The following is a 4,603-nucleotide window of genomic DNA, read 5'->3' on the forward strand; positions in this document are numbered from 1 at the left end:
AAGATATAACTGTTGGGCGCTTTAGACCAGTCTCCAAAGTCAGATACAGCTCCGGAATTGATTGTAAAGCAGGAAACAGGACATTCCTCAGTAACTGGGTTGGTAAAAATTCCTACATACTTTATAAATTTATTAATCTCGCTTTCAATATCCATCAAAGGTCTCATAGGACCGTTCCAGCTGTTGATCACTTTTCTGTTTCTAATCGCTCCCACACCATACAATGATGCCTGAGAGGTATTACTTAATGAAAAATTTTCGGAGCCGGGACCTCTCTGCTTACCATTAAGCGGTGGATACCCAAAATCGTTGGTCGTATTGTAGTTGCTTATCGCAGAAAGCGAAATATATTGACCATTCTCCTTATAAACTCTTAATCCAGTAATTTTACTGATCACAATAACAACAGGCTGCTGATTGGTAAAAACATCACCCAGTTTTTCATTGATGTAATTGTACAGGTTATAATATCTGTTGACAAGAGCATTAGGATTGGTGAAATCAAGATAGCCTCTTCCCCATGCTTCACCTCCTTCAGACGGTGGTAAAAACCAGTTGCTGAAGTTGATAAAGAAGCTTTCATTGGAAAACTTCCCTGCAAAAATATACACCGGATCATGATAAGAGAACTCGAAAGGAGTTGTATCACTGTTCTGATAAATAAATTTTTGTGAACTTGCTATCGTAGGAAGATTATTGGGATTTGTGATATTAACTACAGGTGAACTGGCATTGGAATTATCTAATGCAGCATTCCCCTGGAAAGACAATACAATATCATCCAGTTTTCTTACCAGATGCTGAGAGGTCACCCTGTCTTTTACCCCGGAAACAGTTCCATTGGGGTTATACACAACGGTTCCGGTCTTTTTAGGGGTAAACAGAAGAGTGTATTGGTTTTCATCCAGATCACAGTTCCCATACGTGTAATCCGATTGCTTGTAATGGTTTACACTTTTATTCCATGTAACTGATGACCAATTGGTCACCGTTTCATTTGAACTCAATTCAATTTTAACAGAGTGTGCACTCAAAACTGATGACGGCAGCTCAAAATTAGCTGTAAGATCTTCATCATAGTCATAATTCCCTGCAAAAGTTTTGCACCATAGAGATACCCAGTTGTTTTGGGCATCTTTGTACTTGATGGTCACTTTTACATCTCCTGCGGTAGTGGGCTTTTGAAAGTTGCCTTTCATAACTACCAATCCCTTCTCATTTACATTTTGCGAAATGATAATAAGAGGATCCAGATCATATGTGCTTGGAGGTAAAGCAGTCATATGTTTGAATCCAATACTGGTCTCACCGGGTTCGGGGACAGATGCTGCCCTTACCCATGTATGAGACGATGCAATACAAAGTACTGCAGCAAAAATCTTTAAGGTTGATTTTTTTTTCATACGTATAGAATTAAAAGTGTTTTTAGTGGTAAAATGAAAGTATAATCCAAATAATACATTGGTTATTAAAGTAGAATTACAAAAATATCCCAATCCCAAGCTTAGCAATTAAAGCCAGGATTTTATTTTTTTATCTGGAATATACGATTGATTAAATCAGATTCTTGTGAGTAGGTTTCAGAGGTAACGAAATGAGAAACCAGCTAATGGGTAGAAAGTATTTTTTTTCATGTTTTTAGTTTTTAGTTTTTTTATTGTGTGTTTTTTCAACTTTAAAAATTTCAGATAAAACTGATCTTTAAAGTCTTAACAAAAATAGGAAAAAAATATATTCCCACAATAGAGATATTCTATATTTGAAAAACCTGTAAAATAAATCAAAAATAGGTGATTTAGAATGTCGTAAAGTTTGTTTATCATAAAGAATATACAAAAAACGTTGCTATAATTGAATAAAATAAAGAACCATCCTTATTTTTTAGATTTTCCTTCTTCGAATTTGGGTCAACTATAAAAAGTTATTATTGATAAATTTTAAAGAGTATTCTCATATTCTTGTGATATTAGATTGAGGTAATTTTTAAAAAAAATTCGAAAAAAGCTTTAAGGGCAATTCCATATCAATTCCCAATTTATATAATATAAGACTATCAAAGAGCTTTCTTCAAAAAGAACCGTCTCAAAAACTGAGACGGTTCCAAATTTCACATTAATTCATATTATTCTTTGATAATCTTCACTATGGTTTCAGAATTATTGATTCTTACTAAATAAGCTCCGGATAGTAAAGAAGAAAGATCAGTCTGTTCATTTTCAAACTTACCTGATTTTACCATCTGGCCAGACATATTATAAATCTGGTAATAATACTCTTTAACTCTGTCATTACCTTTGATGTATAATATATTTTTCACAGGATTAGGGAATAACTCAAGTTTATTTTGGGTTATTTTATCCTCAATTACAGACTTTGCTAAAACATTCGTTGCTCTAGCCGTAGATAATGAGGTAATCTGCAATTTAGGAATTGGTCCTAATTCATTTCCGTTTTCATCATATTGTACTTTAACACAACGGCAGTTTTGAGCAAAATACGGATCAGCATTACTGCTGAATGGGTTTAAATAGTTTCCAGCATACTGTATCTCTGATCTCAATGCTCTTCCAGTATAATTAGAACCTAAAGCTCCTAACCAAAAGCCTCCATACACGTAATCAATAACATTGAAATCCGGAGAAGCAGGAAGGGCTTCTATCGTATTTCGTCCTCCTCTTACTCCCAAATTAGCAAAGCTCCCTATATTATAAGCAGGATTGTCAAAAGAATATGCAATAGCAGCGGAACTATAGGGACTTCTGTTAATTCTTGTTCCTCCATAATTATTAGGAATACTGATTCCTCCAGTAGGTTTATAAAAAGGACTCGTCCCTACATTGGTATTGGATACTCCCGTTGGATCAGGAATTCTCCATCCTTCCGGACAAGGATCAAAAGGTGATTTTTTACCCCCTCTTCCCCATCTTTCCGGAGCCAGGTTAGGCTCATTTGCCAACCAGTCTGCTCCATTAGTGTGATTAGTATCTGCAGATTTCGTGGTCATAGTAGGAACCATGAAGATCATAGGATTTTTTACAGAATAAGATAACACCTTACTGATTTTATCCGCTACTTTATCTGTAGCCAATACATTCGCCTGTACAGAATAATCAGGATACTTTTTAACATAAGAATCTGAATAATAAGTTGCAGCAGCAAGTGTTGTATACGTAACACTGCCATTGGCCTGTACCGTTCCTAAATAAACTGGAACAGAGTTTCTGTTGGCATTTACAAAAACAGGCAACGGATCTTTTCTACCCCATTGAAAATGTAATCCTCCGGTAGAAGTCGTTTTATTAGCTTCTGCTATAGCTTGGTTAGCCCCAAGGTCTCTATCCATTATTTCTGTTTTAATCACTTCACCGGGCTTGATGTAATTGATATAATTAACAGCTGCCTGATTAGGTAATTCAGTAATATAAGTAACAGAGTTGATAGGTGTATTGGTAACCCAAATATGCCAGCTCCAATAAATAGGGTTTATAATACTTCCATTATGCAGCGTAACCACAGCATTTCCTGATTGGTTTGGAGCAATCTTAACATTAATATTGGTGTTAGAAATATCGGCCAATGAAGTTGGAGTAGCATTAGAAAGTGCAACATTACTGATTAAACCTGTGGCAGTAGACCACAATACATTAACTTTCAGATTGTTGAAATTCGATGAATTCAGAATATCAGGATTGTTAAGCAGCTTGCTTTGAGCAGAGAATGCTTTACTAATTGGGATCTGAATAGTAGATTCTGCTGTATTTTTCACAATAGTATACGAGTTGGGATTATTTAATCCTTCAGCATATTCTACCGCATTATTAAAAAACTCAGTAGGGAAGTTATAGTTATTAACTTCATACAAAGGATCTTTAATACATCTACATCCATGAGCTGCGGAAGTTACTCCCCCAGCGATAGGATAATATTGATATCTCCCTGTAATGGAAGGTAAAGAAGAATCAGGGACATCCGGTTGATCTCTGTCAGGAATCATACGGAAACTTCTTGCTGAAACGGAAGGTGTTGTATCGAAGAACCTAGTCATTGTTGCAGTCCATAAATATGTTTCATGCTGATCTGTATACTGTCCTTCATGGTAATTCCTTACAAGCATACCTGTACCTGGAAATACCCCCATATTATTTCCTCCTACATTGCTTAGATCTACTCCCACATTATTGTATATTTTGAAACCTTTCATATAAGAAGGAGTATTATTATCATTAGGTTTAATGATATGATACTTATTGGCTTCAAAAGCATTGATGGATATATTGTTCTTAATACCGAAGGGACTAAAATCTACTCTTACATTATCAATATAGCTTGTATCTCCTAAATTGGCAACTAAGACGGAAGGTATTCTCCATCCGTTAGGGCATGGATCAAAAGACGATTTATCCCTATATGGATTGGCACTATTGTCATTACTCAAATCTCCATTTGTAATAAAACCTTTTGAGTTATCAGACCATAAGTTTAATTCACTTAATCTATTGGCAGGCAATGTTGTTGAATTACCAAACCAGTTTACCTGAAGATTGGCATTGTTATTATAAAGTGCCTGTCCGGAATTATCCTCCTTGTTTACATAAATTAAGCT

General features: G+C 35.3%; 2 protein-coding genes. Both read right to left on the reverse strand.

Annotated features, from left to right (window positions below):
* Nucleotides 1-1,403: hypothetical protein (locus BLS98_RS22975; RefSeq protein ID WP_139166178.1), on the reverse strand; the 1,403-nt coding region annotated here is incomplete at its 3' end.
* A gap of 719 nt (nucleotides 1,404-2,122) precedes the next feature.
* Nucleotides 2,123-4,603 (reverse strand): T9SS type A sorting domain-containing protein (locus BLS98_RS22980; RefSeq protein WP_139166179.1); only part of this gene is annotated, 2,481 nt, incomplete at its 5' end.

The organism is Chryseobacterium jejuense (genome assembly GCF_900100075.1).
Classification (GTDB): Bacteria; Bacteroidota; Bacteroidia; order Flavobacteriales; family Weeksellaceae; genus Chryseobacterium; species Chryseobacterium jejuense.